At 68.0% G+C, this 22,939-nt stretch carries 24 protein-coding genes and 1 tRNA gene; 12 read left to right on the forward strand and 13 right to left on the reverse strand.

Annotation, left to right across the window (positions count from 1 at the left end):
- Positions 1–118: 118 nt before the first annotated feature.
- Entirely contained in the window at positions 119–1,213 is a 1,095-nt protein-coding gene (locus ACWKSV_RS12875) for an alkene reductase (protein WP_076714219.1), read from the reverse strand.
- Between the two features lie 64 nt (positions 1,214–1,277).
- Here ACWKSV_RS12875 and ACWKSV_RS12880 point away from each other — a divergent pair, with 64 nt between their 5' ends.
- From ACWKSV_RS12880 to ACWKSV_RS12905, 6 genes are all read left to right on the forward strand, one after another.
- Entirely contained in the window at positions 1,278–2,243 is a 966-nt protein-coding gene (locus ACWKSV_RS12880; protein WP_076714221.1) for a DMT family transporter, read from the forward strand.
- 4 nt (positions 2,244–2,247) lie between these two features.
- Positions 2,248–2,922 carry a COQ9 family protein gene (locus ACWKSV_RS12885; RefSeq protein ID WP_076717746.1) on the forward strand — a complete coding sequence of 225 codons (675 nt, stop codon included), beginning with the start codon at positions 2,248–2,250 and terminating at the stop codon, positions 2,920–2,922.
- A 204-nt stretch (positions 2,923–3,126) separates the two neighbouring features.
- Positions 3,127–3,378, forward strand: coding sequence for a FeoA family protein (locus ACWKSV_RS12890; protein ID WP_042488197.1), 252 nt, complete (start codon positions 3,127–3,129; stop codon positions 3,376–3,378).
- A 16-nt stretch (positions 3,379–3,394) separates the two neighbouring features.
- On the forward strand, positions 3,395–5,254 hold the full coding sequence (gene feoB, locus ACWKSV_RS12895) for a ferrous iron transporter B (protein ID WP_076714223.1): 1,860 nt from the start codon (positions 3,395–3,397) through the stop codon (positions 5,252–5,254).
- A gap of 20 nt (positions 5,255–5,274) precedes the next feature.
- Complete coding sequence (ssb, locus tag ACWKSV_RS12900; RefSeq protein WP_076714225.1) at positions 5,275–5,886, forward strand: single-stranded DNA-binding protein; 612 nt, start codon at positions 5,275–5,277, stop codon at positions 5,884–5,886.
- 103 nt (positions 5,887–5,989) lie between these two features.
- Positions 5,990–7,522 carry a sensor histidine kinase gene (locus ACWKSV_RS12905; protein ID WP_076717748.1) on the forward strand — a complete coding sequence of 511 codons (1,533 nt, stop codon included), beginning with the start codon at positions 5,990–5,992 and terminating at the stop codon, positions 7,520–7,522.
- 36 nt (positions 7,523–7,558) lie between these two features.
- On the opposite strand, the gene ACWKSV_RS12910 is transcribed toward ACWKSV_RS12905, so the two are convergent.
- The 3 genes from ACWKSV_RS12910 to metX all read right to left on the reverse strand — a co-directional run bounded on the left by ACWKSV_RS12910 (position 7,559) and on the right by metX (position 9,769).
- On the reverse strand, positions 7,559–7,951 hold the full coding sequence (locus tag ACWKSV_RS12910) for a response regulator (protein WP_076714227.1): 393 nt from the start codon (positions 7,949–7,951) through the stop codon (positions 7,559–7,561).
- Between the two features lie 67 nt (positions 7,952–8,018).
- Positions 8,019–8,612 carry a methionine biosynthesis protein MetW gene (gene metW, locus ACWKSV_RS12915; RefSeq protein WP_076714229.1) on the reverse strand — a complete coding sequence of 198 codons (594 nt, stop codon included), beginning with the start codon at positions 8,610–8,612 and terminating at the stop codon, positions 8,019–8,021.
- Positions 8,609–9,769 (reverse strand): homoserine O-acetyltransferase MetX, encoded by a 1,161-nt coding sequence (metX, locus tag ACWKSV_RS12920; RefSeq protein ID WP_191864745.1) that lies wholly within the window; start codon positions 9,767–9,769, stop codon positions 8,609–8,611. Before metX ends, metW begins: the two co-directional genes overlap by 4 nt.
- Positions 9,770–9,833: 64 nt before the next feature.
- Here metX and hisC point away from each other — a divergent pair, with 64 nt between their 5' ends.
- Complete coding sequence (hisC, locus tag ACWKSV_RS12925; protein ID WP_076717750.1) at positions 9,834–10,952, forward strand: histidinol-phosphate transaminase; 1,119 nt, start codon at positions 9,834–9,836, stop codon at positions 10,950–10,952.
- A complete protein-coding gene (locus ACWKSV_RS12930) occupies positions 10,952–11,863 on the forward strand; it encodes a prephenate/arogenate dehydrogenase family protein (RefSeq protein WP_076714231.1) in 912 nt (303 codons plus the stop codon). Before hisC ends, ACWKSV_RS12930 begins: the two co-directional genes overlap by 1 nt.
- A gap of 116 nt (positions 11,864–11,979) precedes the next feature.
- Here ACWKSV_RS12930 and ACWKSV_RS12935 read toward each other — a convergent pair whose 3' ends face one another.
- Genes ACWKSV_RS12935 through ftsE form a run of 4 tightly spaced genes read right to left on the reverse strand, consistent with a single transcriptional unit; the run spans position 11,980 to position 14,868 of the window.
- The gene (locus ACWKSV_RS12935) at positions 11,980–12,675 is read right to left on the reverse strand and encodes a lysophospholipid acyltransferase family protein (RefSeq protein ID WP_156884153.1); all 696 of its coding nucleotides are present in this window, start codon (positions 12,673–12,675) and stop codon (positions 11,980–11,982) included.
- Positions 12,672–13,208 carry a YdcF family protein gene (locus ACWKSV_RS12940; RefSeq protein ID WP_076717752.1) on the reverse strand — a complete coding sequence of 179 codons (537 nt, stop codon included), beginning with the start codon at positions 13,206–13,208 and terminating at the stop codon, positions 12,672–12,674. Before ACWKSV_RS12940 ends, ACWKSV_RS12935 begins: the two co-directional genes overlap by 4 nt.
- Positions 13,205–14,104: a cell division protein FtsX gene (locus tag ACWKSV_RS12945; RefSeq protein ID WP_076714233.1), complete on the reverse strand. Its 900-nt coding sequence runs from the start codon at positions 14,102–14,104 to the stop codon at positions 13,205–13,207. The genes ACWKSV_RS12940 and ACWKSV_RS12945 overlap by 4 nt, the downstream gene beginning before the upstream one ends.
- A complete protein-coding gene (gene ftsE / locus ACWKSV_RS12950) occupies positions 14,101–14,868 on the reverse strand; it encodes a cell division ATP-binding protein FtsE (RefSeq protein ID WP_237243475.1) in 768 nt (255 codons plus the stop codon). The genes ACWKSV_RS12945 and ftsE overlap by 4 nt, the downstream gene beginning before the upstream one ends.
- A 164-nt stretch (positions 14,869–15,032) precedes the next feature.
- Here ftsE and ACWKSV_RS12955 point away from each other — a divergent pair, with 164 nt between their 5' ends.
- Complete coding sequence (locus ACWKSV_RS12955; RefSeq protein ID WP_184106280.1) at positions 15,033–15,788, forward strand: zinc-ribbon domain-containing protein; 756 nt, start codon at positions 15,033–15,035, stop codon at positions 15,786–15,788.
- Between the two features lie 16 nt (positions 15,789–15,804).
- On the opposite strand, the gene ACWKSV_RS12960 is transcribed toward ACWKSV_RS12955, so the two are convergent.
- Positions 15,805–17,160, reverse strand: coding sequence for an MATE family efflux transporter (locus ACWKSV_RS12960; RefSeq protein WP_076714235.1), 1,356 nt, complete (start codon positions 17,158–17,160; stop codon positions 15,805–15,807).
- Between the two features lie 163 nt (positions 17,161–17,323).
- Between ACWKSV_RS12960 and ACWKSV_RS12965 the strand changes: the two genes are divergently transcribed.
- Positions 17,324–17,410, forward strand: a tRNA-Leu gene (locus tag ACWKSV_RS12965).
- A gap of 73 nt (positions 17,411–17,483) precedes the next feature.
- On the opposite strand, the gene ACWKSV_RS12970 is transcribed toward ACWKSV_RS12965, so the two are convergent.
- Positions 17,484–18,074, reverse strand: coding sequence for a PilZ domain-containing protein (locus ACWKSV_RS12970; protein ID WP_076714236.1), 591 nt, complete (start codon positions 18,072–18,074; stop codon positions 17,484–17,486).
- 202 nt (positions 18,075–18,276) lie between these two features.
- On the opposite strand from ACWKSV_RS12970, the gene ACWKSV_RS12975 reads away from it, so the two are divergent.
- Positions 18,277–20,487, forward strand: coding sequence for a transglycosylase domain-containing protein (locus ACWKSV_RS12975; protein WP_076714238.1), 2,211 nt, complete (start codon positions 18,277–18,279; stop codon positions 20,485–20,487).
- On the opposite strand, the gene ACWKSV_RS12980 is transcribed toward ACWKSV_RS12975, so the two are convergent.
- The 3 genes from ACWKSV_RS12980 to ACWKSV_RS12990 are packed head-to-tail and all read right to left on the reverse strand — an operon-like array spanning position 20,463 to position 22,160.
- The gene (locus tag ACWKSV_RS12980; RefSeq protein ID WP_058745953.1) at positions 20,463–21,131 is read right to left on the reverse strand and encodes a M48 family metallopeptidase; all 669 of its coding nucleotides are present in this window, start codon (positions 21,129–21,131) and stop codon (positions 20,463–20,465) included. The genes ACWKSV_RS12975 and ACWKSV_RS12980 overlap by 25 nt on opposite strands.
- A complete protein-coding gene (locus ACWKSV_RS12985) occupies positions 21,128–21,556 on the reverse strand; it encodes a YcgN family cysteine cluster protein (protein ID WP_056436278.1) in 429 nt (142 codons plus the stop codon). The genes ACWKSV_RS12980 and ACWKSV_RS12985 overlap by 4 nt, the downstream gene beginning before the upstream one ends.
- A 13-nt stretch (positions 21,557–21,569) precedes the next feature.
- On the reverse strand, positions 21,570–22,160 hold the full coding sequence (locus tag ACWKSV_RS12990; RefSeq protein WP_076717756.1) for an SCO family protein: 591 nt from the start codon (positions 22,158–22,160) through the stop codon (positions 21,570–21,572).
- A 69-nt stretch (positions 22,161–22,229) separates the two neighbouring features.
- On the opposite strand from ACWKSV_RS12990, the gene ACWKSV_RS12995 reads away from it, so the two are divergent.
- On the forward strand, positions 22,230–22,829 hold the full coding sequence (locus tag ACWKSV_RS12995; protein WP_056436281.1) for an ankyrin repeat domain-containing protein: 600 nt from the start codon (positions 22,230–22,232) through the stop codon (positions 22,827–22,829).
- Positions 22,830–22,939 lie beyond the last annotated feature (110 nt).

A 22,939-nucleotide genomic window follows, 5' to 3' on the forward strand; every position in this document is an offset into this window, starting at 1 on the left:
CGTTCCGCCCTTGTCGCAAGGGTTGCCCTTGGCCTTCGACTTCGCTCAGGCTGAACGGGTCGAGGAAGAGCCGCTCCGGCGAAGGGAAAGGGCGGGAGAAGCCCCCCGCCCCCGTCACTCACGCCGCCCGCGCGGCCTCGTCCAGCGTGGGGTAATCGATATACCCCTCCGGCCCCTGGCTGTACCAGGTCTTCATATCGCTCTCGTTGAGCGGCGCATCGGTGCGCAGCCGCTCGGGCAGGTCGGGGTTGGCCAGGAAGGTTCGGCCGAACGCGATCCCGTCCGCGACGCCCGAATCGAGCGCGGCCTGCGCCTTTTCGCGGCTGTCATAGTCGCTGTTGAGGATCAGCGGCCCCTGGAACACCTTGCGAATCTGCGGCGACAGCTTGGGCACGTCGCTCGCGCCATAGGTGCCGTCCGGTCCCAGTTCGCGCAGTTCGAGGAAGGCGATCCCCAGATCCGACAGCATCTTCGCGGCGGGCACGAAGACCGAGGCGGGATCGCTGTCGTCCACACCCTGGCTGTCGCCATTGGGCGAAAGACGGACGCCGACCCGCTCCTTGCCCGCAACCGAAATGACGCGCTCGGCAATCTCGCGGAGCAGGCGGATGCGATTCTCCGGCGAGCCGCCATAGGCGTCCTCGCGGTGGTTCGCCCCGTCGCGCAGGAATTCGTCGATCAGATAGCCGTTGGCAGCATGGATCTGCACCCCGTCGAACCCGGCGGCCAGCGCGTTGCGCGTCGCCAGTTCATAATCGTCGAGCAGACGCGGGATTTCCGACAGCTCCAGCGGGCGCGCCGTCTCGAAATCCTGCTTGCCCTCGAAGGTGTGCGCCTGCCCCTCGGTGCGGGTGGCCGAGGAAGACACGGGCTGCATCCCGGTGACCGAGCTGTGTACCTGACGACCCATATGCCAGAGCTGCGCGACGATCCGGCCGCCCGCCTTGTGCACGGCGTCGGTCACCGGCTTCCAGGCCGCCACCTGCTCGTCGGTCCACAGGCCCGGCGCATAGGGCCAGCCCAGCCCTTCGCGGCTGATGCCGGTGGCTTCGGAGATGATCAGGCCCGCGCTGGCGCGCTGGGCATAATATTGCGCCATGATCGGCGTCGGCATCGCCTCGCGCGTGGCGCGGGCGCGGGTCAGCGGCGCCATGAGGATACGGTTGGGGGCGTGGATCGCCCCGAGATCGATGGGGTCGAAGAGCGTTGGCATCAAATGCAATCCTTTTGCGGCCTTTCCGGCCTGACGCAACGCAGATAGGGCGTTAAGGGAGCCCATGCCCGTGTCCGCCCCCCCAAGAAAAAGTGAACAGACTGAAAGCGATGGTCTGTCGGACCGGAGCGGGCCCAAGGCGACGCCACCGCTGGCCTTCGCCGCGGTCATCCTTGCCAATGTCGCGCTCGCCTTTGGTCCGCTGTTCGTGCGGATGGCGGATACCGGGCCGGTCGCCTCGGCCTTTTGGCGGATCACCCTGGCCGCCCCCATGCTGGCGCTGGCCGCATGGCTGGGTCGCGCACGGCCGCGGGCGCCGGGTCGGGCACAGACCGGATTGTGGATGCTGTTGCTGGTCGGCGGGATCGCCTTTGCCGGGGATCTGGGCGCCTGGCATATCGGCATCCGCCAGACGACGATGGCCAATGCCACGCTGTTCGGCAATTCGGCGACCTTCATCTTCCCGCTCTATGGCTTTTTGGCGGCCCGCGCCTGGCCGTCGCGGGTGCAAGGGCTGGCGCTGCTCCTGGCGGCGCTGGGTGCGGGGCTGTTGATGGGGCGAAGCTATCAGGTCGATCCGCGCCATCTGGTCGGCGATCTGATGTGCGTGCTGGCGGGCGTGCTCTATGCGCTCTATTTCATCCTGATGGCGCGGGTGCGGATCGCGATGCCGCCGATCCCCGCGCTTGCCTGGTCGACCATCGCCAGCATCTTGCCGCTGTTCCTCTTTGCGCTGGCGCTGGGCGAGCGGATATGGCCCGGCCACTGGACCCCGCTGGTGCTGCTGGCGCTGGGGAGCCAGATCGTCGGCCAGGGGTTGATGATCTATGCGCTGGGGCTGCTCAGCCCGCTGGTCGTAGGGGTCGCGCTGCTGGTACAGCCGATCGTCGCGACCGCGATCGGCTGGGTGGTTTACGGCGAGACGCTGGCGCTGCCCGATCTGGTGGGCGTCGCGATGGTCGCCGCCGCGCTGGTGCTGGTCCGGCGCGGATCGGCGGTTGCCAAGCCGGGCAATAGGGACGACGGGTGAGATGATGACCGAGGCTGCCATGACCGATGTTCAGGACCTGACTCTCGACGAGGTGCGCGCGCTGCTGGCGGACGGCATCGCGTCCAACGCCGCGTTCGACGGCTGGGGCGACGATGCCCGCGACATGGCGGCGGACGCGGCGGGCGTCGACCGCGACATTGCGCGACTCGCCTTCAAGGACGGCGCGGTCGCGATGATCGACGCCTGGTTCGCATCGATCGACCAGGCCATGGTCGAGGCCGTGCCCGCCGAACAGGCCGCGCAAATGAAAATCCGCCAGCGCATCACCGCACTGGTCGAGGCGCGGCTGGCCGCCGTCGCCCCGAATCGCGAGGCGCTGCGCCGGGCGCTGACCATCCTGGCCATGCCGCAAAACGCCGCCAGCGGTGCGCGACTCGGCTGGCGCACGGTCGATGCCATTTGGGCGCAGGCGGGCGACACCGCGACCGATTACAACCATTATACCAAGCGCGCGACGCTGTTCGCGGTCTATGGATCGACCATCGCGGTGTTCCTGAACGACGAGAGCGAGGATCATGCCGACACCCGTGCCTTTCTGGCGCGGCGGATCGAGGGGATCATGCGGTTCGAGAAGTGGAAGGCCGGCTTCGCCAAGCGCGGCGAGAATATGCCCAGCCTGTCGCGGTTTATCGGGCGGTTGCGGTATCCGGCGGTTTGATGTGATTCCCTTGGCCTTCGACTTCGCTCAGGCTGAACGGAGCGGGGGAATGGCTAAACCGGGCGAGATATCGAGTTTGGGTACCAACAGCCGTTCAGGCTGAGCGAAGTCGAAGCCCACGCCCCGGACCTCGACTTCCAACCCCAACATCCATTTCATCAACGGGTAATTGATAATCAATCGCACCGGCGTTATGTACGCTGTATGGCGATGCTCAGCAGTCTCGAAACCCTTCCCCGGCGGCAACCGGCGACCGTGGCCGCGATCGACTGGACCCAGCTGGCGCTGCCCGAGGCGCGCCGCCTGCGTGAATTGGGCTTCGACGAAGGGGTCGGCGTAGAAGTGCTGCACCGTGCCACGCTGGGCGGTGGTCCCATCGCCTGCCGGATCGGCCGCATGACCGTGGCGCTGCGTCGCCGGGTCGCCGCCTCGATCCGCGTCGCGACGGGCGCTTGAGGTCCGACCGAACGTAATGAACGCCGCACCGCTGGTTGCGCTCGTCGGCAATCCCAATGCCGGCAAAAGCGCCCTGTTCAACGCGCTCACCGGCGCGCGGCAGAAGGTGGGCAACTATCCCGGCGTCACCGTCGAGCGTCATTCGGGCCGACTGGTGCTCGACGACGGTCGCCCGGTCGAGCTGGTCGACCTGCCCGGCGCCTATAGCCTCGATCCCGGCAGCCTGGACGAACAGGTTACGCGCAACGTCGTGATGGGGTCGCAGGCGGGCGAGCGTCGTCCCGACGCGCTGGTCGTGGTGGTCGATGCCGCCAATCTCGACAATCACCTGCGCTTCACGCTTCAGCTGATCGCGCTCGGCCTGCCGGTCGTGGTCGCGCTCAACATGGTCGACCTGGCCGAACGCGACGGCCTGACGCTCGACGCCGATATCCTGGCGCGCGAGCTGGGCGTGACGGTCATCCCGACCGTCGCCGTCCGTCGTCGCGGCCTCGACACGCTGAAGGCCGAGATCGACCGGCTGGTCACGGAAAGCCGCAGCCAGCCCGTCGCCGCCGCCGACCGGATAGACGATATCGTCACGCTGCAACGCCGCGCCCGCCAGATCGCCGCCAGCGCGACCGTGGCCGAGACGCCGACGCGCCGCTGGACGCACATGCTCGACTCGGTCGCGCTGCATCCCATTGCCGGGCCGATCCTGCTGGTCGGGCTGCTCTTCATCATGTTCCAGGCGGTCTTCGCCTGGTCGGAAGCGCCGGTCGGCTGGATCGAACAGGGCTTTGTCTGGTTGGAAGCCCAGGCCAGCGCGGCCATGCCCGAGGGCTGGTTCCGCAGCCTGATCACCGACGGCCTGATCGCCGGTGTCGGCGCGGTCCTCGTCTTCCTGCCGCTGATCCTGATCCTGTTCCTCTTCATCCTGGTGCTGGAGGCGACCGGATATATGGTCCGCGCCGCCTTCCTGCTGGACCGGCTGATGGCGCAGGTCGGGCTGTCGGGACGCGCGTTCATCCCGCTCCTCTCTTCCTTCGCCTGCGCGGTGCCCGGCATCATGGCGACGCGCACCATCGATGACGAGAAGGACCGGCTGACCACGATCCTGATCGCGCCGATGATGACCTGTTCGGCGCGGCTGCCCGTCTACACCATCATCATCGGCGCCTTCATTCCGGATCGGCAGGTGCTGCCCTTTGTCGGTTTGCAGGGTCTGGTGCTGCTCGGCCTCTATCTGATGGGCATCGTCGGGGCGTTCGTCGCGGCGCTGCTGCTCCGCCGCACCGTCACCAAGGGCGCGTCGTCGGGCTTCATGATGGAGATGCCCAAATATCAGTGGCCGCGCCTGCGTGACGTCCTGCTGGGCCTGTGGAGCCGCGCGCTGATCTTCCTGAAGCGCGCCGGGACCACCATCGCGCTGACCACCGTCATCCTGTGGGCGCTGCTCTCCTTCCCCAAGCCGCCGGAAGGCTCGGGCATCTCGCCGGTCGATTATTCGATCGCGGGCCGCATCGCGAGCGGGATCGAGGTCGTGGTCCGCCCGATCGGTTTCAACCGCGACATCGCACTCGCCCTCGTCCCCGCCATGGCCGCGCGTGAAGTCGCCGTGGCCGCCATCGGCACCGTCTATGCCATCGACGATACCGAGCATGAGGGCGGGCAGAAGGCGATGACCGACAAGCTGAAGCGCAACTGGTCGCTGCCCACCGCGCTCGCCTTCCTGATGTGGTTCGTCTTCGCGCCGCAGTGCATTTCCACGATCGCGGTGACGCGTCGGGAAACCAATGGCTGGAAGTGGCCCGCCTTCATGGTAGGGTATCTCTTCGTGACCGCCTATGTCATGGCGGGCATCACATACTGGCTGGCCATATTCGCCGGCCTCTAGGCAAGATACAGGACTGATACATGGCGGGCAGCGTCAACAAGGTGATTCTCGTCGGCAATCTGGGACGCGATCCCGAGAGCCGCTCCTTCCAGAATGGCGGCAAGGTGGTCGAGCTGCGCATCGCCACGTCGGAATCGTGGAAGGACCGCAACAGCGGCGAGCGCAAGGAAAAGACCGAGTGGCACACGGTCAAGATCTTCAACGAGGGTCTGGCCAATGTCGCCGAGCGCTTCCTGCGCAAGGGCTCCAAGGTGTACATCGAGGGCGCGCTGACCACCCGCAAGTGGCAGGACCAGCAGGGTAACGATCGTTACTCGACCGAGGTAACGCTGCAGGGCTTCAACTCGGTGCTGACCATGCTCGACGGCCCCGGTGGCGGTCAGGGTGGCGGCGGCGGTGGCCGCGGCGGCAGCGACTTTGGCGGCGGTGACGATTTCGGCGGCGGCGACTTCGGTGGCGGGTCGAGCGGCTTTGGCGGCGGGTCTTCGGGCGGCGGCTATGGCGGTGGATCGCGCGGCGGATCGGGCAACCAGAGCGGCGGCGGGAACCATAGCGGGAACGGGGGCAACCGTGGCGGGTTCGGACAGGGCGGCGGCTTCGCCGACGATCTGGACGACGACGTTCCGTTCTGATCGGACACGGTTTCCCTGAGAGGCGGAGATGGACAAGACGCCGGAAGACGATGCGACGACCTGTCATGGCGTGAGCGTGGCGGAGATCCCCGCCCCCACGTCCATGAATGAGGCCGACCGCGCCGCCGTCATCCGCGCCTATGATCTGGCGGGCTATCGCGACAGCGGCCAGCTCGACGATCTGGCCGCCTTCGCCTCCGAACTGTGCGGCACCCCGATCGCGCTGGTCAGCGTGGTCGAGGAGGAAACCCAGCAATTCCTGGCGACGGTCGGCATCGACGCCGATCAGACGCCGCGCGATACGTCGTTCTGCGCGCATGTGATGGTCGGGCGCGCCGAGACGATGGTCGTCCCGGACGCGCGTCGCGATGTGCGCTTTGCCGATTATTCGCTGGTGAAGGGGCCGCCGCATATCCGCTTCTATGCGGGGGCCAGGCTGCTTTCGCGCGAGGGCATCCCGCTGGGCGCGATCTGCGTCATCTCGCCGGAACCCCGGCCCGAAGGGCTGACCCCGTTCCAGCGGCGCGGGCTGGAAGTGCTCGCCACCGCCGTCATGGGGCGCTTGCAGGACCGCCGCGCCCGGCGCGAGCATGAGCAGGCGGTCGAAGCCTCCGAGGCGCGCGTCGCCGACAGCGAGCAGCGCTTTCGCACCCTGGCCGACACCATGCCGCAAATGGTCTGGTCGACACAGCCCGACGGCTTTCACGACTATTACAATGCCCGCTGGTACGAGTTTACGGGGATGCCCGACGGCTCGACCGATGGCGAGGCCTGGAACGGCATGTTCCATGCCGAGGACCAGGAGCGCGCCTGGACCCGGTGGCGGCACAGCCTGGCGACCGGCGAGCCCTATCAGATCGAATATCGGTTGCGGCACAGCGACGGCACCTATCGCTGGGTGCTGGGCCGCGCGCTGCCGATCCGCGATGCCGAGGGGAACATCACCCGCTGGTTCGGCACCTGCACCGACATTCACGAGCAGAAGCTCGCGCTGGAAGAACGCGAGATCGTCAGCCAGGAACTCAGCCACCGGATCAAGAACATCTTCGCGGTGATCTCTGGCCTGATCGCCTTTGCCGCGCGCAGCCATCCGGGCTTTGTCGGGATCGCCAGCGACCTGCGCGACCGGATCACCGCACTGGGCCGCGCGCATGACTTCGTCCGCCCGCACAGCCCCCAGTCCCGGCCCAAGGCGCGGCAGGATTCCTTGCACGGGCTGCTCGGCGACCTGTTCGAGCCCTATCGCGGCGACGAAGACGTCTCGCGCATCCAGGTCACCGGCGACGATGTGTCGGTCGACGATCGTTCGGCGACGCCGCTGGCGCTGCTGTTCCATGAACTGGCGACCAATGCCGCCAAATATGGCGCGCTGTCGATCCCGACCGGCCATGTCGAACTGGCCGTCCGCCGCGACGATGGCGAGATGGTAACGCTCTGCTGGCAGGAGATGGGCGGGCCGAAGCTGGATGCGACGCCGGATCATAGCGGCTTCGGTTCGCAACTGGTCGAACTGTCGGCGGTCCGCCAATTGGGCGGCAAGGTTCGCCGCGACTGGCAGCGGGACGGACTGGTCGTGACGATCGAGGTGCCGCTGGCGGCGTTCAGCCGTCCGCCGGGCACGGGACCCTGCCGGTAACGAGGATCACCGGCGCGAGTGGCGCCGGTCCATTGCCTACATGGCGATGCCCAGGGGGATGACATCCTCCGGAGCGGCCTGTCCGGCCCCCGTCGCCAGCGCGGCGGCAGCGAGGATGGCGCGCTCGCTGAACGGCTTGCGGATATAGCCCAGCGCCTCGATCCCATTGCCGATCTGCGACGGATTGGCGGTGACGAACACGATCTTTACGCCATAATCCTCGGCGATACGGCGCGCGATCTCGGGCCCCGTCGCGCCGTCGCGCAGGTTGACGTCGACAAAGGCGAAGGTGCAGCCCGGTGCACACTCTATCGCGGAGCGGCTATCCGCCGCGATTCCGGCCACATTATAGCCGGCGTCGGTCAGGATGCGCTCCAGATCGAGGGCCACGAAAATCTCGTCTTCCACGATCAGGGCGGTTTGGCTCATGTCAAATTCCCGTCACTTTCCGGGTCAACACTCTTGATCCAGATAAAGTTCCGCTATTGTTGTCATTTCACCGACGCAACAAAAACACCGCATGTTCGGCCCGGAAATTGGCGGCCGCCGCGCTGGTCGGGCGACCGCGCGACAGGAACCAGCTGCCCTCGACGGTGATCCGCCGCTGACGGACAAAGGCGCGGAAATCGTCGATCGTCACATGATGGATATTGGGCGTGTCATACCATTGTTCGGGCAGCAGCGGCGTGACCGGCATCCGCCCGCCCCACAGCAGCGACATCCGCACCCGCCAATGCGCGAAATTGGGGAAGGAGACGAAGGCACGCTGGCCAATCCGCAGCAGATGGTCGAGCACCTGGTCGGGAGCGCGGGCGGTCTGCAGCGTCTGGCTGAGGATCGCATAGTCGAACCCCTTGTCGGGATAGCCCGCCAGGTCGACATCGGCATCGCCCTGCACCACCGCCAGCCCGCGCGCCACCGCCGAGGCGACATTGGCCGGATCGATCTCCAGCCCACGCGCGTCCACCCCCGCTTCGTCGCGCAACGCCGCCATCAGCTGGCCGTCGCCGCAACCGATATCCAGCACGCGGGCGCCGCGCGCGACGTGGCGCGCGATGATCGCCAGATCGGGACGCAGCACCTCGCTCATGGCTCGGCCCGCAGGAAGCCGTCGATCACCCGGTTCATCTCGGGCGCCTCGAGCAGGAAGGCATCGTGGCCGTACGGGCTGGACAGCTCGACGAAGCTGGCCGCCGCACCGGCCGCGTTCAGCGCCTGCACCACGCTGCGCGACTCGGAGGTGGGATAGAGCCAGTCGGTGTCGAAGCTGACGATGCAGAAGCGCGTGGCCGTGCCCCGGAAGGCATTGGCGAGCAGCCCGCCATGCTCCTCGGCCAGATCGAAATAATCGAGCGCGCGGGTGATGTAGAGATAGGAGTTGGCGTCGAACCGGTCGACGAAGCTCAACCCCTGATGCCGCAAATAGCTCTCGACCTGGAAATCCGCGTCGAAGCCGAAGCTCTTCGCGCCGTCCGGCCGGTCGGGCCGCGCCTGGAGCCGCCGCCCGAACTTCTCGGTCAGCCCCGCTTCGGACAGATAGGTGATGTGCGCCGCCATCCGCGCGACGGCCAGGCCCGCCGCGGGGGGATCGTTCGACTCGTAATAGGCGCCGCTGCGCCATTTCGGGTCGGCCATGATCGCCTGCCGCCCGACCTCGTGGAACGCGATGTTCTGCGCCGAGTGCCGCGCGGTCGAGGCGACCATGACGCAGGCGCGCACGCGTTCGGGGAAGGTCGCGGCCCAGCTGATCGCCTGCATGCCCCCCATCGATCCGCCGACCACGGCCTTCAGCTGCCCCACGCCCAGATGGTCGAGCAGCATGGCCTGCGCGCGCACCATGTCGCGGATGGTGATGACCGGGAACCGCATCGCCCAGGGCTCGGCGGTCGAGGGATCGATGGTCGCGGGGCCGGACGATCCCATGCAGCTGCCGATGACGTTCGAGCAGATGATGAAATGCCGCGCCGGGTCGATCGGCTTGCCTTCCCCCACCAATCGCGTCCACCAGCCGGGCTTGCCGGTGCGCGGATGGGGCGAGGCGACATGCTGGTCGCCGGTCAGCGCGTGGCAGATCAGGATGGCGTTGGAGCCATCGGCGTTCAGCGTGCCATAGGTCTCATACCCGATCTCGACCGGGGACAGCAGTCCGCCACCGTCGAGCCGAAGCGGCCCGGGCAGCACGACATGCCGCGACAGACCGAAACGCTGGTCGTCGCTAAGGGATTGCGCGGAAACGGAAGCGGCCATGGAGCGATATCCGCTAGGCCGCGATGCTTGGCAACGCAAGTACATGGCCGCTATGGCGGGTCCCATGACCGATCTCAAAGCCCCCGAACCGATCTCCTGGGTCCAGGCCATCGCGCCTTATGTCCCCGGCCGCGCGACGACCGCTGACGGGCGCAAGGTCATCAAGCTTTCGGCCAATGAGAATCCGCTGGGCACCAGCGAAAAGGCGCGCGCCGCCTTCGCCGCCGCCGCCACGCAGCTGGAGCGTTACCCCGATCCGGGCGCGACTGCGCTGCGCGAAGCCATCGGCGCGGTGCATGGGCTGGACCCGGCACGGATCATCTACGGCACCGGCTCGGACGAAATCCTCCACCTTGCGGCGGGCGCGTTCGCGGGGCCGGGGGACGAGATCATCCATGTCCGCTACGGCTTTGCGGTCTATGAAATCGCGACGCGGCGCGTCGGCGCAGAGCCGGTGGTGGTCGCCGACCATGATTACGCGACCGATGTCGACGCGATTCTAGGCGCCGTGACGGACAAGACCAAGGTCGTCTTCGTCGCCAATCCCAATAACCCGACCGGTACCTATGCGGGCGCGGGCGAGATCGCGCGGCTGCACGCCGGCTTGCCGCCCCATGTCCTGCTGGTCCTCGACCAGGCCTATGCCGAATATCTGGAGCCGGGCGAGGATGATGGCGGGCTGGCGCTGGCCGAGCGGACGGGCAACGTGCTGGTGTCGCGCACCTTCTCGAAGATTCACGGCCTGGCCGCCGAGCGGATCGGCTGGGGCTATGCCGCAGCCCCCATCATCGACGCACTGCACCGCATCCGCGCGCCGTTCAACGTGACCATCGCCGGGCAGAATGCCGCGATCGAGGCGATCCGCGACCGCGTATTCGTCGAGGCGTCGCGCACGCACAATGCCCAGTGGCTGGGCTGGTTCGAGGAGCAGATCGCGAGCCTCGGCAATGCGGGCCTGCGCTGCGTGCCGTCCAAGGCGAACTTCTCGCTGGTGCTGTTCGAGGGCGCACTGACCGCCGAGCGTGCCTATCACGGGCTGATGGACGCCGGCTATATCGTCCGCTGGCTGCCCAGCCAGGGACTGGGCCATGGCCTGCGCATCACCATCGGCACCGAGGATGAGGTGAAGGGCGTCGTCGCCGCGCTTCGCCAGATGGTCGAGTCGGAGGCGAAGGGGGCCTGATGCTACCCTTCGCGCGGATCACCATCATCGGGCTCGGCCTGATCGGCTCCTCGGTCGCGCGGGCGACGCGGAAAGCGATGCCGACCGCGCGGATCACCGCCTATGACGCCGATCCGGCGGTGCGCGAGACGGTGCGCGCGCTCGATCTGGCCGATGACGTGGCGGACACGGCGGGGGCGAGCGTGATCGACGCCGATCTCGTCATCCTGTGTGTGCCGGTCGGCGCGATGGGTGCGGTCGCGGCTGAGTTCGCCGACGACCTGCCCGCCGAAGCGATCGTGTCCGACGTCGGCAGCTGCAAGGGTTCGGTCCTGGCCGCGCTGACCGAGGCGTTGCCCGGCGCGACGATCATCCCCGCGCATCCGGTCGCGGGCACCGAGCGCAGCGGGCCGGAGGCGGGCTTCGCCACGTTGTTCCGGAAGCGCTGGTGCATCGTCACCCCGCCCGAAGGCGCGGATGAACTCGCCGTCGAGCGGGTCGCCGAATTCTGGCGGAGGCTGGGTGCCGATGTCGAGACGATGGCCCCCGACCATCACGACCGGGTGCTGGCCGTCACCAGCCATTTGCCGCACCTGATCGCCTATACCATCGTCGGCACCGCCAGCGACCTGGAGGAGGTGACCCAGTCCGAGGTCATCAAATATTCGGCGGGCGGCTTCCGCGACTTCACCCGCATCGCCGCATCGGACCCGACCATGTGGCGCGACGTGTTCCTGACCAATCGCGAGGCGGTGCTGGAGATGCTCCAGCGCTTTTCCGAGGATTTGAGCCAGCTGCAACGCGCGATCCGCTGGGGCAAGGGCGACGAACTGTTCGACCTGTTCAGCCGCACCCGCACCATCCGCCGCTCGATCATCGACCAGGGCCAGGACGATGCGCGCGAGGATTTCGGACGAAACCACGAGGGGTAACCCATTCCTCCCCAAGCTGTGCTTGGGGAGGGGGGACCGCCCGGCGCAGCCGGGTGGTGGAGGGGCATGGCCACAAGCCGTGACACCCCTCCGTCAGTCCTGCGGACTGCCCCCCCTTACAGGGTAGGAAATTTCTCCAGCGCATTCATCGCCGCATGAACCCTTGCCTCGGCTTCCTCACGCGGCAGGCCGGGCGGGATCACCTCGCCGAAGCGTAGCGTCACCACCCCAGGACGCTTCAGGCCCTTTCGCGGCCACACGATCCCCGAATCGGTCGCCACCGGCACCACCGGCAAGCCCAGCATCCGGTAGAGCCCGGCAAAACCGGGCTTCAGCGGCGGCGTCTCGCCGGGCTTTACCCGTGTGCCTTCGGGGAAGATCATGATCGCCCGCCCCTGGTCGACCGCCACCTTCGCATCGCGCATCATGCCGCGCATCGCCTTGGCCGAGGCCGAGCGGTCGACCACGATCGCGCCATATTTGCGCACCGTCCATCCCCAGACCGGGATATTGGCCAGCTCACGCTTCAACACCATGGCCGGGCCGTTCAGCAGGCGTTGCAACTCCATCGTCTCGAACATCGCCTGATGCTTGGCGGGGTAGAGCGCCGGGGTGGTCGGCCGCGTGCCCTCCACCTTCACGCGGATACCCAGGATCCAGCGGGTGCAGAGCCGGTGAAATGTCGTCCAGCCCGTCGCCCAATGGACCACCGCATGACGCCCCCCCACCGCCACCAGCGGCGACAGCAGCGCCATCATCGCCGATATCGGATAGAAGATCGCGACGAATACGATGTTGCGAAGAAGAATCACGCGCCAATCCCCGTCCAAAGCGCGACCCTGCGCAGGATCAGCTTGTTATATTCATTGACCAGGGTGCCGATGCGCGGTTCGGACGGCACGCCGTCGCCCAGCACCAGCACCTGTTTGCCGAGCGCGGCGGTCAGCTCCATCCTCGCGCGCGGCAGATGCCAGTCGGAGGTGACGAGCCGCACCGTGCGATAGCCATGCTGGCGCACCCAGTTCGCCGTTTCCTCGGCATTGGAGCGGGTGTCGACCGCCTCGCCGCCCAGATCGATGCAGCAGGAAAACAGCGAAGGGGATGTGCGATAGGTGCGCGCCAGATCGATCGGCCGCACGCCGGGTGCGACGCCCGTGACCAGCATCCGCTTCGCCTGACGCGCCTTCAGAAGGGCGATGCCCCGGTCGATCCGCCCCGGCCCGCCGGTCGGCACCACGATAGCATCGGTGGTGTTGTGCTCCAGCGGATGCGGCAGGGTCAGCATGAAGGCCGCGAACCCCAGGCACCAGGCGAGCGCCGCCAGACCGATCAGCCGCAGCATCAGAGCATCCGCCGCATCTGGCGCAGCACCGCAAATCGCGCCGCGCCCACCGCCAGCACGACGAAAGCGAAGGGCAAGGCGATCAGCATCGCCATATCCCCCAGCCCCAGCCGCATGCCGCCCAGCAATTCCGAATCGAGCGCGCCCACCTGTCCCGCGATCAGCAGGATCGCAGCCCCGGCCAGGACTCCGCCCGCCACCGCCCCGATCCCCGCGTCGAGCGCGATCCGCCGCTGGAACAGCCGCGCGACCTGCCGGTCCGTGGCGCCGAGCATATGAATGACCTCGATCGTGCCGCGATGCGCCTCCAGCCCGGCGCGCGCCGCCAGCATGACGACCGCCATCGTCGCGACCAGCATCAGCAGGATGATCGCCCCCGCCAGCCACGCCGCGGTGTCGAGCAGCCGCCCGACCGGCCCCAGCCAGGTGGCATGGGCATCGACCCGCGCCGCCGGACTGGCCCGCATCACCGCCTTGCGGACGCGGGCGATGGCGGCGCTGCCGTCGCTGGTCAGGTCGACATCGATCAGCGCCGGGACCGGCAGCCCCGCCGCCTCCGCATCGGTGCCCAGCCAGGGTTGCAGCATCCGCGCGAGATCGGCCTGCGCCACCGGCGTCGCCAGCGCGACGTCCGGCTGGGCGCGCAGCACCCCCAGCACCTGCGCGGCGGCGGCGTCACGGCGCTGCGCCTCGCCCTCGACGATCTGGACGGTCAGCCGCCCGGCCATCTGCCGGTCGAGCGCGCCCGCCGCGCGTGCGGTCGCCAGCCCCGCCGCCCCGGCCAGCAGCGTCAGGAACAGCATGATCGCGATCACCCAGCTCATGACATGCGCGCCGCCGCCATCGTCCAGCGCGCGCGCCTCGGCCCCCGTCGCGCGGGTCTTGCCCCCGCGCTTCACAACCCGCTCCGCACGATGGTGGAGGGCTTGGCGTCGGGACGTGCCGGTATCGGGGGTGTTGACGCTGGGGCGGGCGAGGCGACAGGCGAATGAGGATCGGGATCGACCAGCCGCCCGCGCTCCAGATGCAGATGATGCGCCCCCGGCACCCGCTCGATCAGGTGCCAGTCATGCGTGGCCATGACGACGGTGGTGCCCAGCCGGTGGAGCGAGTTGAACAAATGCAGGAGCCGCTCGGCCATGGCGGGATCGACATTGCCCGTCGGCTCGTCGGCGACCAGCAGTTCGGGCCGCGCGATCACCGCGCGCGCGATCGCCACCCGCTGCTGCTCACCGCCCGACAGAGTGGCGGGGCGCGCGGCCGCGCGTTCGGACAGGCCGATCCAGTTCAGCATCTCGCGCACCGCGCGCGAGACCTCCGATTCGGCCATGCCCGCGACGCGTAAGGGAAGCGCGATATTGTCCGCCGCCGACAGATGCGGGATCAGCCGGAAATCCTGGAACACCACCCCGATGCGCCGCCGGAATCCGGGCAGGCGGTCGCGCGGCAGGATCACCGCATCCTCGCCGAACAGCCGGATGATGCCCCGGCTGGGCCGCTGCGACAGATAGAGCAGCCGCAGCAGCGAGGTCTTGCCCGCCCCGCTGGCCCCGGTCAGGAAATGGAATTGGCCCGAACGCAGCGTGAAGCTGACGTCGCACAGGGTCTCTTCCCCGACGCCGTAGCGCAGGCCGACATTCTCGAACTGGACGATGTTCGCCATGCCTTCATGGCCTTGGCATGGGCGGGCGCGCGCTTCAAGTTCCGCGCTTCAATGCTTGCCACGCCTAGGGGCGGCGTGCTTACTGGATTATCGAAGGGGGCCTGACTGATGAGGGATGGCCCTGACCGTCCGTCGATCCGTCCTGTCCTGAAGTGCCCCATCGCATGATCCTCGAATGCCCTGAGTGCCGCACCCGCTATCTGGTGCCCGACAGTGCGATCGGGCTGGAGGGGCGAACCGTGCGCTGCGCCAATTGCCGGCACAGTTGGTTCCAGTCGCCGCCCGAGCCGGAGGCCGAGGCAGAGCGGCCGCTACCCCCGATCGCGCCCCCGGCCGCGACGCCCGTCGAGGACGTGGAGCCGCGTGAGGCCTTTGCCGAGCCGCCGCCGCCCCCGCCGCCGGTCATGGCTCCCCCGCCCGCGCCGCCGATCCTGACCCAGGAGGATTCGGGCTTCGACGCCTTTGCCCATCGCCCGCCCTTCCGCGCACGGCGCAATCCGGTGCGGCGCTGGACCATCGGTGCGGTGCTGGCCGGGTTGCTGATGCTGGTCGCGACGGCCGCGATCCTGTGGACCGGGATGCCGGGCATCGGCGGCTGGTTCGGCGTCGGCAGCACCGAATCGGCGCTGGAGCTGCGGTCCAACCCGATCGAGCGGCGCGAGCTGGAGAATGGTTCGGAACTATTTGCCATTTCGGGACAGATCATCAACCCGTCCTCGACCGCGCAGCGCGTGCCCGACCTGCGCGCCGAGCTGAAGGATGCGCAGGGCCGCGTCGTCTTCTCCTGGGCGATCGCCCCGCAGCAGCGGACCCTGGGGCCGGGCGCGTCGATGGACTTCAACTCGGCCAAGCTCGATGTGCCGCCGAGTTCCAAGCGGCTGGACCTGAGCTTTGCAGGTGAGGGTAGCGGGGCGAATTGAGGCGTTCGAGCGTGGGCTACCCCCGCAACCGCCGCGCAATGACCCAGAACCGCGTCCCGTGCAGGGCTGCCGCCACCAGCATCCCTATCCCCGATGCCCAGGCGAGCGCGGGCGCACCCCAGCCGCTCGCAACCAGCCACCAGCCCACGCCGCCGGTGACGATGAAATAGGCGATGATGCTGTTGATCCCCGCCGCCACCTGATCGCCCAGCGAGCGCAGCGCATAGACCAGCACGACCTGCACCCCGTCGAACAGAATGAAGGGCGCCCAGATCATCAGCATCACCATCGCCGCCGCATGCGCCTCGGGCAGGGCGGGGAAGGCGCCGACGACCGAGGCGGGCATCGTCCATAAGATCAGGCTGCACGCGCCCATGGCCAGCGCGGCGATCCCGACCGCCAGCAGGGTGCGCGACACCGCCGCCGGGGCCGCGCCCTCGCCCACCGCATTGCCCGCGCGCACCCCGGCCGCCGATCCCAGGCCGATCGCCAGCGCGAAGGTGACGTTGTGGACCGAGAAGACGATCTGGAAACCATGCGCGGTCGCATCGCCCAGCCGGGTCGACAGCGCGATCAGGATCGCGAACCCGGCCAGCTCCAATCCCGAGGCGATGGCGGGCACCAGTCCGAATCGCGCCAGCCCGGCCGCCCCCGCCAGCGTCGGCGCCCAGGCGGCCCGGTCCAAACGCCGCACGCCGCGCTGCTCGCCGCGCGGCAGCCGCATCGCGCTGGCCACCATCGCCACCGCCCCCAGGGCCGAGGCGATGACCGTCGCCAGCGCCGCGCCGACCGCCCCCAGCGCAGGCAGTCCCCATTCGCCGCCCGCCAGCGCCCAGGCGAGAACGGCATTGATCGGCAGGATCGACAGATTGACCATCGTCACCCGGCGCGGGCGACTGATCCCCTCCAGAAAGAAGCTGGCGGCGATCATGACCATCTGGAACGGATAGCCCAGCGCCATGACGGCCACGACGCGCGCGCCCGGCTCGATCAGCGCGGGTGCAACCCCGATCCCCGCCAGCAGCCGCGCCCCGCCCAGCCCCAGGATCAGCATCGCCGCCACGCCCAGGATCAGCCCCAGCACCAGGCCGTCGCGCAGCGCCTGGCCCGTTTCGGGCAGGTCGCCCGCTCCGTCGGCCCGCGATGCGCGGACCAGCACCCCCGACAGCCAGGCCAGCCCGGTGACGATCGCGACATAGGTCAGCGACCGGCTGGCCGAGAGCGCGGCAACCTCATGCTCGCCCACCCGTCCGACCACGATCACATCGGTGACGTGCAGGATCGTCCAGTTGAGGCTGGTCAACATCACCGGCCAGGCAAGGCCCAGAAGACGGCGCGCCTCGGCTCGATCGGGACGAAGGGAAAGCGTCATACCCGGTCCCTAAAGCCTGAAAGCGACAGAAAGAAGCATCGGCGCGGGCCGACAAACATGCGTGACCGAAGAAACCCCGATGAAAGGCATTGCGCTGTCCGTATCGCTTTGCTAGGGGCACCGGCCTACCAGCCCTCCGGCTTGCCGGTGGTGACTATCGAGTGCGGTCGTGGCGGAATTGGTAGACGCGCAACGTTGAGGTCGTTGTGGCCGAAAGGCCGTGGAAGTTCGAGTCTTCTCGACCGCACCAGATTTTCCGAAAATCTTCTAAAATTAGCCCCGAGCGACACCGTCGCCCGGTCTGTTTTGCCGTCTGCTTGCGCTTATCGCAGCCCGACGATCGCCGCGAGCGTATCCATCGACAGCGGCGAGACGAATCGGAAGCCGAAACGGCCATCCTGCACCCAGCAGACGGTGCCGGAAATCACGGTGCCCAGCGGCTTCACGACGATATGCCCCGCCAGCCCCGTCTGCACCGGCCCTTCGACCTGCAGCTTCGCGCCGCCCGCCGAAATGTCGAGCATCGCGGTCGTGAACTTGTGGGTGCCCAGCCGGACATCGGCGGTCAACGCGACGGGGAAGCGCGGCGGACGCGGAACCGTGTCGTCCTCATTCTCGTGCGAGAAGATCTGCTCATAGGGTTGCGGCGAATCGAACTGAATGCCCGCCTTGCGCCCGTTCACCCAACGCACGGTCCCGGACACGGGCGACAGGCCGCGCACCTCGATCGTGATCGAATCACCCACATTGGGCACATCGACGAATCGCGCCATCAGGCCGGAGGCGGAGATATTGTGGACCAGGCAGACACCTGGCACATCGCCGCAGACCTTGCCCAGAAGAAGGACGGCCGAATGCCGCTTGCCCGTACGGCGTTCCGCCGACGCGCCCTGCTGCTGTTCGACCTGTTCCATCCCTGCCCTTTCCACCGATCTCACCCCGAATTCGGCTTGCTTCTTCTCTATTAGCCGATCCCGTATAAAAGACTAACACGTTTGACCCGATATCTTTGCAGGAAGATCTTCGACATTCCGCCGGTTCAGGCGAGCGCAAGACGCGATGCGGCATCGGCCGCTTGTGGTCATGTCCAAAGCCCTGTAATTCGCAAGCCGTCCCATGCCTCGCGCGTCGTCTTCCCGGTCCACCCGGCCCCGCTCCTCCAAGCCCCGCTCTCCCTGGCGGCGCCGGATCGTCGTAACCCTGCAGGTCCTGATCGGGCTCGCCGTCCTGGCGGTCGGTGCGCTGGTCATCGCGGTCTTCGTCGCCAAGTCGCAGCTACCGAGCTTCGAGGAGCTGAAATCCTCGCCCAACGGCCAGATGATCCGTGTCCATGCCGCCGACGGCACGGTGATCGTCTCGCTCGGGCCGAGCTATGGCGAGTGGCTGTCCTATGACCAGATTCCGATCGTCATGCGCGACGCGACCATCGCGGTCGAGGATCGCCGATTCCGCCAGCATCCCGGCGTCGACCCGATCGGCATCGCCCGCTCGGTCGAGGTCCGGCTGGAAAAGGGTCGCTGGAAACAGGGCGGCTCGACCATCACCCAGCAGATCACGCGCACCATCTTCCTGAACAACCAAAAGAAGTTCGGCCGCAAGTTCCGCGAGGCCATCCTGGCGCTGGCGATGGAGCTGAAATTCTCCAAGAACCAGATCCTCGAACTCTACCTGAACAAGGTCTATTATGGCGGCGGGGCGTACGGCATCGATGCGGCCGCCCGCAAATTCTTCGGCCACGGTGCCGAGCGCCTGAGCCTGTCCGAGGCCGCGGTGATCGCGGGTCTGGTCAAGGCGCCGTCCAACTATTCACCGACCGCCGATGCCGAGGCCGCCGTGGGTCGTGCGGGCGTGGTCATCCAGCAGATGGAGCGCAACGGCTTCATCACGCCCGACCAGGCCGCCAATGCCGATCCGCAGGCGCTGAAGCTGGCGCCCGAGCCGAGGCAGAATTCGGTCCGCTACTTCACCGACTGGGCGCTGCCCCAGCTCGACACGCTGATCGACGAGCAGAGCGCGCCGCTCGACGTGTGGACGACGCTCGACCTCAACATGCAGCGCGCCGCCGACGCCGCGGTTCGCCAGGATGCCCCGCCCGGAACGCAGGGCGCGCTGGTCAGCCTGGACCGCGACGGCGGCGTGCGCGCGATGGTCGGCGGGCTCGATTACGTGTCCACCAACTATAACCGTGCGACGACGGCGGTCCGCCAGCCGGGTTCGGCGTTCAAGCTGTTCGTCTATCTCGCCGCATTGGAGGCGGGTCACAAGCCCGAGGACAAGGTGGTCGACGAGCCCGTCACCATCGACGGCTGGTCCCCCCGCAACGATTCGCGCCGCAATTCGGGCAGCGTCTCGCTTCGCACCGCCTTTGCCTATTCGCTGAACACCGTGGCGGCGAAGCTGGGCCAGGAGGTGGGGTTCCAGACGGTCGCCGACATGGCGCGCCGCTTCGGCATCACCACGCCGGTCAACACCCACCCCTCGATGGTGCTCGGCACGTCGGAAGTGCGGGTGATCGACATGACCAGCGCCTTTGCCAGCATCGCCAACAAGGGGGTGAAGGTGACGCCCTATGGCATCACCAAGGTCGTGGCGAACGGCCAGACGATCTACACGCATGAGGTGGATCGCAGCCATGTGCTGGTCGCGCCCTATGTCGCCGCCGAGATGACCGACCTGCTCCAGACTGCGGTCAACACCGGCACCGGCCGCGCCGCCCAGATCGGGCGGCCGGTCGCGGGCAAGACGGGCACGACCACCAGCTCGAAGGACGGCTGGTTCCTGGGCTTCTCCAGCGGGATCACCACCGGCGTGTGGATGGGTCGCGACAATGGCAAGCCGGTCGCCGGGCTGCACGGCGGCACCGCGCCCGCCAAGGCCTTTGCCGATTATATGCGCGTCGCGGTCGCCAACCGCCCGATCGAGCAGTTCGACACCCAGGTCACGCTGCCCGAATGGCAGCTGGAGCCGGACGAGGAGAGCTATTTCGGCCAGCCCGACAATGGCGTCTCGGCGGTCGACGCCGATGGCAATCCGCTGCCCCTGCCCAGCGCAGGCGCGGCGGAGGATGGCAGCGAGGCGGTCGAGATCCCGACCCACCGCGAACCGGGCGCTCCGGTTCCGATCCAGCAACCGCAGCCGGGTGCGCCGGACCCGCAGCAGCCGCAGCCGCCCCAGGCTCCGGCCCAGCCGCAGCGGCTGGACCAGGCCTGGATCGACCGGGTGACGGGTCGCGGCGCGGGCGGAGCGGCGGCACGCGATCCGCGCACCCCCGCCAACGGCCCGCGCGGCTCAATCCGCGAGCGTCAGGACGACCGACCGAACCAGTGAAGCCCCGCGCCATGCTGCCGCAACCAGGCGGTGGCAGGCGCCGGGTCCTCGCCCAGCAGCTCGGCGACGAGCGCGTGGAAGGCGGGGGCATGGTTCATATGGACACGGTGCGCGACCTCATGCGCCACCGTCGCGCGGCGGACATAGCCGGGCGCCAGGATCAATCGCCAGCTATAGCGGATCGCACCGGTCGAGGCGCAGCTGCCCCAGCGCGCCTTGGGATCGGCGACGCTGACCTTGGACACGGTGACGCCCGCCAGACGCGCGACCTCCGCCGTCTCGCGCGCCAACGTCTCCAGCGCCTGCCGCTTCAGCCAGGCCTCGACCCGGCGGCCGAGCGTCTCGACCGGGCCGGAGGCGAGCAGCCGGTCGCCATCGCGCTGGATGACGCGGGCGCGGCCCTCTTCCCATTCCAGCGTCAGCACCGTGTCGCCGAACGGGATCGCCCCGCCCGGCACGAAGGGCTGCGGATGCGGCAGGCGGGCGCGCTGCGCGGCGATCCAGTCCTTCTTGTCCTCGGCCCAGGCGAGCGCCTTTTTCAGCCCCGCCCGCTTGGGCACGACCAGCCGGGCGGTGCCGGTGGCGGGATCGACGCTGAGGCGGATGGTCTTGGCAGTCGGATGACGGACGACTTCGTCGATCACAATTCCCGGTCCACGATATGGTTTTCGAAATCGCCCGCATCATCCTCGCTGATCGTCCAGCCGCGCACCGACTGTCCGGCGCGGTGCACCGCCTCGCGGTCGCCGCAGATCAGATAATGCCAGTCGGGCAGCGGCTCGTTCGCGGCACGCAGGCGATAGGCGCAGGTGGTGGGCAGCCAGTCGATCGACCGGACATTGCCCATGGTCAGCCGCACGCATTCGGACACATAGGCGCGGCGATGGCGGTAATTGGAGCATTGGCCGCTGCGTCGGTCCAGCAGGCGGCAGGCGACATTGGTCGGCACCAGCTCGCCCGTCTCCTCATCCTCCAGCTTATGGATGCAGCATTTGCCGCAGCCGTCGCACAAGGCCTCCCACTGCGCGCGGTCGAGGCTTTCGATCGGCTTTTCCCAGAACCGTTCCATCAGCACCGCTCCATCAGCGCACCCACCGGTCGAGCGTCTTGGTGACCGCCTCCGGCCCCTCATCGGCGGGGACCAGCGCCAGCGGCTTGTTCGACGGATCCATCAGATAGACCTGGCGGCTATGGTTCACCAGATAGCCGCCGCCGGGCGATGTATCGCCCTTGGCCGCCCAGACGGCATAGGCCTTCTTCACAGCCTCGATCTGCGCGGGCGTGCCGGTCAGCCCGACGATGCGCGGGTCGAAGGCGGCGGCGAAGCGGCCGACCACGGCGGGCGTATCGCGCTCGGGATCGACGGTGATGAAGAGGGGCGCGATCTTCTTCGCCTTTGCGGGTGCGCTCTTGTCGAGCAGCTTCAGGCCCGCCGCGATCGCCTGCATATCGGTGGGGCAGACATCGGGGCAGAAGGTATAGCCGAAATACATCACGCGGTAGCGCCCGGCGAAATCACGGTCGGTGACGGTCTTGCCCGTCGCGTCGGTCAGCTGGAACGGCCCGCCGATCTTCGCCCCCGCCAGCGGCGCCTGCGCTTCGGACTGGGAGGGGCCGCAACCGGCCAAAGGAAGCGCCAGCAGGGTCAGAAGGGACAGAAGCAATCGGGTCATGACGCCGACAGCCTTGCTGTGATAAATCGCTCGGCGCAAGCCATGCTCCATTGCTCAGGATCTCGTTTCATGTCCCTTCGCCCCCTGCTCGCCGCCGCGCTGCTCGGCGCCCTCGCCACGCCGGCCGCGGCGCAGATGATGCAGTCGGAAAGCTACAAATTCCTTCAGGCCGTGCGAGAGGCCAAGGGCAATGACGTCACCAACATGCTGGACCGCCCCGGCGCCAGCATCATCAACACGCGCGACGTGACCAGCGGCGAGGGCGCACTGCACATCGTCATCAAGCGCGGCGACGAGACCTATCTGCGCTTCCTGCTCCAGAAGGGCGCCGATCCGAACCTGCGCGACGGGCGCGGCAACACGCCGCTGCTGCTGGCGGTGGCGGGCGGCCAGCCCGACATGATCCGCGTCCTGACGGCAGCGAAGGCCAACCCGAATATCGGCAATGCGTCCGGGGAAACGCCGCTGATCCGCGCGGTGCAGCGCCACGACATCGGCATGGTCCGCGAATTGCTGAACGCCGGGGCCGATCCCGACATGGCGGACAGCGTCGCCGGTCTCTCCGCCCGCGAATATGCGTCGCAGGACGCCCGCAACACCGCGATCGCCAAGCTGTTCGCCGACACCCCGAAAAAGACCCGCGCGGCCGTGGCGGGCCCGAAGTTCTGATCTAGGGCCAATGAACGCCCTCTTCTTCCCTCTCCCCTGGACAGGGGAGAGGGTTAGCGTAGCTTGCCAGCCTGCTGGCTAGCGAAGCTTGGGTGAGGGGTTGAGCGAGC

Source organism: Sphingomonas sp. SphC10 (assembly GCF_057004845.1).

Coding starts and splice junctions, on each gene's coding strand:
- ACWKSV_RS12875 (WP_076714219.1), bottom strand. CDS start 1,213: ATGCCAACGCTCTTCGACCCCATCGATCTCGGGGCGATCCACGCCCCC.
- ACWKSV_RS12880 (WP_076714221.1), top strand. CDS start 1,278: ATGCCCGTGTCCGCCCCCCCAAGAAAAAGTGAACAGACTGAAAGCGAT.
- ACWKSV_RS12885 (WP_076717746.1), top strand. CDS start 2,248: ATGACCGAGGCTGCCATGACCGATGTTCAGGACCTGACTCTCGACGAG.
- ACWKSV_RS12890 (WP_042488197.1), top strand. CDS start 3,127: ATGGCGATGCTCAGCAGTCTCGAAACCCTTCCCCGGCGGCAACCGGCG.
- feoB (WP_076714223.1), top strand. CDS start 3,395: ATGAACGCCGCACCGCTGGTTGCGCTCGTCGGCAATCCCAATGCCGGC.
- ssb (WP_076714225.1), top strand. CDS start 5,275: ATGGCGGGCAGCGTCAACAAGGTGATTCTCGTCGGCAATCTGGGACGC.
- ACWKSV_RS12905 (WP_076717748.1), top strand. CDS start 5,990: ATGAATGAGGCCGACCGCGCCGCCGTCATCCGCGCCTATGATCTGGCG.
- ACWKSV_RS12910 (WP_076714227.1), bottom strand. CDS start 7,951: ATGAGCCAAACCGCCCTGATCGTGGAAGACGAGATTTTCGTGGCCCTC.
- metW (WP_076714229.1), bottom strand. CDS start 8,612: ATGAGCGAGGTGCTGCGTCCCGATCTGGCGATCATCGCGCGCCACGTC.
- metX (WP_191864745.1), bottom strand. CDS start 9,769: ATGGCCGCTTCCGTTTCCGCGCAATCCCTTAGCGACGACCAGCGTTTC.
- hisC (WP_076717750.1), top strand. CDS start 9,834: ATGACCGATCTCAAAGCCCCCGAACCGATCTCCTGGGTCCAGGCCATC.
- ACWKSV_RS12930 (WP_076714231.1), top strand. CDS start 10,952: ATGCTACCCTTCGCGCGGATCACCATCATCGGGCTCGGCCTGATCGGC.
- ftsE (WP_237243475.1), bottom strand. CDS start 14,868: ATGGCGAACATCGTCCAGTTCGAGAATGTCGGCCTGCGCTACGGCGTC.
- ACWKSV_RS12955 (WP_184106280.1), top strand. CDS start 15,033: ATGATCCTCGAATGCCCTGAGTGCCGCACCCGCTATCTGGTGCCCGAC.
- ACWKSV_RS12960 (WP_076714235.1), bottom strand. CDS start 17,160: ATGACGCTTTCCCTTCGTCCCGATCGAGCCGAGGCGCGCCGTCTTCTG.
- ACWKSV_RS12970 (WP_076714236.1), bottom strand. CDS start 18,074: ATGGAACAGGTCGAACAGCAGCAGGGCGCGTCGGCGGAACGCCGTACG.
- ACWKSV_RS12975 (WP_076714238.1), top strand. CDS start 18,277: ATGCCTCGCGCGTCGTCTTCCCGGTCCACCCGGCCCCGCTCCTCCAAG.
- ACWKSV_RS12985 (WP_056436278.1), bottom strand. CDS start 21,556: ATGGAACGGTTCTGGGAAAAGCCGATCGAAAGCCTCGACCGCGCGCAG.
- ACWKSV_RS12990 (WP_076717756.1), bottom strand. CDS start 22,160: ATGACCCGATTGCTTCTGTCCCTTCTGACCCTGCTGGCGCTTCCTTTG.
- ACWKSV_RS12995 (WP_056436281.1), top strand. CDS start 22,230: ATGTCCCTTCGCCCCCTGCTCGCCGCCGCGCTGCTCGGCGCCCTCGCC.